At 73.7% G+C, this 3,674-nt stretch carries 4 protein-coding genes; 1 reads left to right on the top strand and 3 read right to left on the bottom strand.

Annotation, left to right across the window (positions count from 1 at the left end; all coding sequences use genetic code 11):
• Positions 1-20: 20 nt before the first annotated feature.
• The 3 genes from E2E34_RS32455 to E2E34_RS32465 form a co-directional block, all read right to left on the bottom strand.
• Positions 21-524 (bottom strand): hypothetical protein, encoded by a 504-nt coding sequence (locus E2E34_RS32455; RefSeq protein ID WP_138905423.1) that lies wholly within the window; start codon positions 522-524, stop codon positions 21-23.
• 207 nt (positions 525-731) lie between these two features.
• Positions 732-1,355, bottom strand: coding sequence for a response regulator (locus E2E34_RS32460; protein ID WP_138905424.1), 624 nt, complete (start codon positions 1,353-1,355; stop codon positions 732-734).
• An 8-nt stretch (positions 1,356-1,363) separates the two neighbouring features.
• A complete protein-coding gene (locus E2E34_RS32465; protein ID WP_138905426.1) occupies positions 1,364-2,506 on the bottom strand; it encodes a sensor histidine kinase in 1,143 nt (380 codons plus the stop codon).
• A 543-nt stretch (positions 2,507-3,049) separates the two neighbouring features.
• On the opposite strand from E2E34_RS32465, the gene E2E34_RS32475 reads away from it, so the two are divergent.
• Positions 3,050-3,607 carry a GlcG/HbpS family heme-binding protein gene (locus E2E34_RS32475; protein WP_138905425.1) on the top strand — a complete coding sequence of 186 codons (558 nt, stop codon included), beginning with the start codon at positions 3,050-3,052 and terminating at the stop codon, positions 3,605-3,607.
• Positions 3,608-3,674: the final 67 nt, after the last annotated feature.

Below are 3,674 nucleotides of genomic sequence, written 5' to 3' on the forward strand. Positions count from 1 at the left end.
GCGTGACACCCCGGTCCCGGCTAGGAGGGCAGGCGGGGGAACCGTGCCTGGAGGTCCCAGATCGCCGGGTTGTCGGCGAGGCCGTCGTGCATGTCGGTGAGGTCCGCGATCAGATCGTGCAGGAAGTCGCGGGCCTCGCGACGCAGCAGCCGGTGGCTGAAGGTGATCGGGGGCTCCTCGACCGGCATCCAGTCGGCGGCGATGTCGACCCAGCCGAAGCGGCGCTCGAAGAGCATCCGGTCCGTCGACTCGGTGAAGTCCAGCTCGGCGAACTGCGGCTTGGCCGAACGGCTGCCGCGCGGGTCCTGGTCGAGCTGCTCGACGATGTCGCACAGCGCCCACGCGAAGTCGAGCACCGGGACCCATCCCCAGGCCGTGGACACTTCCCGGTCGGCCTTGGTGTCGGCGAGGTAGACGTCCCCGCAGAACAGGTCGTGCCGCAGGTCGCGCACGCCGGCGCGCCGGTAGTCGGTCTGCGGGGGGTCCGGGAAGCGGCGGGAGAGGGAGTAGCCGATGTCGAGCACGTAGTCGATGGTGTCATGCCCGGTGACGCTCCCCGTACGACAAAGTGACGGCGCTTGCCGTAGGACGAGGTAACGACGTTGCCGTAGGACGAGGTGACGACGCTTCCCGTAGGAGGAGGTGGCGACGTCGCCGTACGGCAAAGTGACGGCGCCTCCCGTACGGCAAGGCGGCGGAGGGGCCCGGGGGCCCTGGGGGCGGCTCCCGCGTCAGGGCAGCAGGCGTTGTTCCTTCGCCACCGCTACCGCGCCCGAGCGGGTGTCCACGCCCAGCTTGGCGTAGATACGGCCCAGGTGGGTCTTCACCGTCGCCTCGCTGATGAACAGCGCGCGGGCGATCTCCCGGTTGCCCAGGCCCTGGGCGAGCTGGCCCAGGATGTCCGTCTCGCGTTCCGTGAGCGCCGGGCGGGCCGCGCCGCGCATGCGGTCCATGACGCGGCTGGCGACCGGCGGCGACAGCGTCGTACGGCCCTGGGCGGCCGAGCGGATCGCGGTGAAGAGTTCCTCCGGGCGCTCGGCCTTGAGCAGGTAGCCCGTGGCGCCCGCCTCGATCGCCCGCGTGATGTCCGCGTCCGTGTCGTACGTGGTGAGGACGAGGACGTGGACCCCGGTGGGGGCGATGCGGCGGGTCGCCTCCACGCCGTCGATCCCCGCACCGAGCTGGAGGTCCATCAGCACCACGTCGGGGCTCAGCTTGGCGGCCAGCGCCACCGCCTCCTCGCCGCTGCCCGCCTCCCCGACGACCTCGATGTCCGGCTCGCCGCCCAGCAGGGCGAGCAGTCCGGCGCGTACGACCACGTGGTCGTCGCAGAGCAGGATCCGTACCGGACTCATGACCGGACTCATGACGTGGGCTCCAGGGGGATCGCGGCCGAGAGCACAGTGCCCTCGCCGGGGGCCGACTCGATGGTCAGGGTGCCGCCGAGCTGGCGCACCCGGGCGCGTATCGCGGGCAGGCCGTGGCCGCGCACGCCGGGAGCGGCGGAGGGTACGTCGTCGGGGCCGAAGCCCGTGCCGTCGTCGGCGATGTCCAGGACCACCTGGTCGCCGAGGTACGTCAGCGTCAGGGCCGCCGTCCGTGCGTTCGCGTGCTCGCGTACGTTCGCCAGCGCGCCCTGCGCGATCCGCAGCAGCGCCGACTGCACCCGGTCCGGCAGGCCGCCGGCCGGGGCCCCGTCCACCCGGAACGCCGCCGATTCCCGGGCGGCGAGCGTCCGCAGCGCCTCCTCCAGGCTGCCGCCCTCGGCCAGGTCGGCGGGGGCCAGGTCGTGGACGAAGCGGCGCGCCTCGGCGAGGTTGCGTTCGGCGATGGACGCGGCCGTACGGACATGGCGGCGGGCGGCCTCGGAGTCCGCGTCCCACTGCCGGTCCGCCGCCTGGAGCAGCATCTGCTGGCTGGACAGGCCCTGGGCGAGGGTGTCGTGGATCTCCATGGAGAGCCGCTGGCGCTCGGCGAGCGTGCCTTCGCGCCGCTCGGTCGCGGCCAGTTCGCGGCGGGTACGGATCAGGTCGTCGATCAGGGCCCGCTGCCGAGCCGCCTGCCGCTGCATGTAGAGGAAGACGGCCGTCGCGACCGCCGCCACGGCCGGCGGGGCCAGCATCAGGTTCGGGTCGAAGCCGCCGTGGGAGAGCCGGAGCTGCGCGGCGACGACGAACGCGGTGAGCACGCCGACCAGGACGAGTGCCGCGCGGGAGGGGAGCGTACGCAGCCCGGTGTAGAAGAGCGGCACCGCGCACCACGCGAAGCTCGGCGCCAGGACCACGAGCACCATCCAGACGGCGACGACCCCGCCCAGCCAGACCAGCCGCCGGGGCGCGGGCCGGGCCGCCGCGGCGGCCGTGGGGCCCAGGACCGGGCCCAGTACGTACAGCAGCGCGAGTGTGATGCTCAGCGCGATGATCCACGGGGTGCGGGCCTCGCCGGGGTGCCGCAGCAGGAAGCGGGTGAGCGACGCGCCCAGCAGCATGAAGAACGCCACGTGCATCACGGGGGCGAGCCAGCGGGCGTCGGGGTCCGGCTGCCGCGACTGCTCGTCGGCGGCCGGGCGCCGGGACCGGTCGCCGACTGTGTGGTCGCGGTCGGGCCCGTGGTCGCGCTCACGCTCGTGGTCGTGGTCGCGGTCGTGGTGGGGCTCGGGCTCGTTCTCGTGCTCCTGGGCCTGCTCCTGCCGCACCGTTCGCTCCTCGCCGACCTGCGTCTACGTCCCATGGTGACCCGGGGGGGACCAGGGCCGCATCAACCGATCGGCTGACGGGAAGGTCGGCCGTCCCGCACGCCGTATGCAGCCGCTACGCCGACGGTACGGGCCCGGAAGCGGCCGGAGGATCGATGACAGAGCCGGAGGGGCGGATGGCCCCACCGGCGTACGGCGCCGACAGCGGCGTACAGCGCCACCTGTACCGGCGTACAGCGCCGGTCCCGGCACCAGCACCAGAACCGCAATCGCGACCGCGACCGCGACCGCGACCGCGACCGCGACCGCGACCGCGACCGCGACCGTGATCCAGTACCTCCCAGGAGCCCCGTCATGAAGAAGCTTTCGCTGCGCACCCGTGTCCTGACCGGCGCCGTCGCCGCTGCCGCCCTCAGTGCCGGCACCTTCGGTGCGCTGTCCGCCAATGCCACCGAGCCCGCCGCGGCCCCGGCGGTCGCCGTCCAGGCCGACGCGGCGAACAAGAACCTGCAGCAGTCGACCCACCTGACCGTCGCCGCCGCCACCGAGGCCGCTCAGGCGGCCCTCGACGCCGCCGAGGACGAGAACCAGCGCGTCACCGTCGCTGTCGTCGACCGCAACGGCAACACCGTGGTGACACTGCGCGGCGACGGCGCCGGCCCGCAGTCGTACGAGTCCGCCGAGCGCAAGGCGTACACCGCGGTCTCCTGGAACGCGCCCACCTCCGAGCTGGCCAAGCGCCTCGCCCAGGCTCCGAACCTGAAGGACATCCCCGGCACGTTGTTCCTCGGGGGCGGCGCCCCGGTGCAGGTCAAGGGCGCCCCGATCGCGGGCATCGGGGTGGCCGGTGCGCCGAGCGGTGACCTGGACGAGAAGTTCGCCCGAGCGGGCGTCGCGGCGCTGGGCAAGTAAGCGGGCGGATCGCCTGCGGGCGGTGCCCGCAGGCGGATCGCCGGGGAGGCGTCGGGCGGGAGCGGGC

The organism is Streptomyces albidochromogenes (assembly GCF_005981925.1).
GTDB classification, from domain to species: domain Bacteria; phylum Actinomycetota; class Actinomycetes; order Streptomycetales; family Streptomycetaceae; genus Streptomyces; species Streptomyces albidochromogenes.

What these genes read in the sequence shown, in the direction of transcription:
- E2E34_RS32465 (WP_138905426.1), bottom strand. Translation starts at nt 2,506, where the DNA reads ATGCACGTGGCGTTCTTCATGCTGCTGGGCGCGTCGCTCACCCGCTTC.
- E2E34_RS32460 (WP_138905424.1), bottom strand. Translation starts at nt 1,355, where the DNA reads ATGAGTCCGGTACGGATCCTGCTCTGCGACGACCACGTGGTCGTACGC.
- E2E34_RS32475 (WP_138905425.1), top strand. Translation starts at nt 3,050, where the DNA reads ATGAAGAAGCTTTCGCTGCGCACCCGTGTCCTGACCGGCGCCGTCGCC.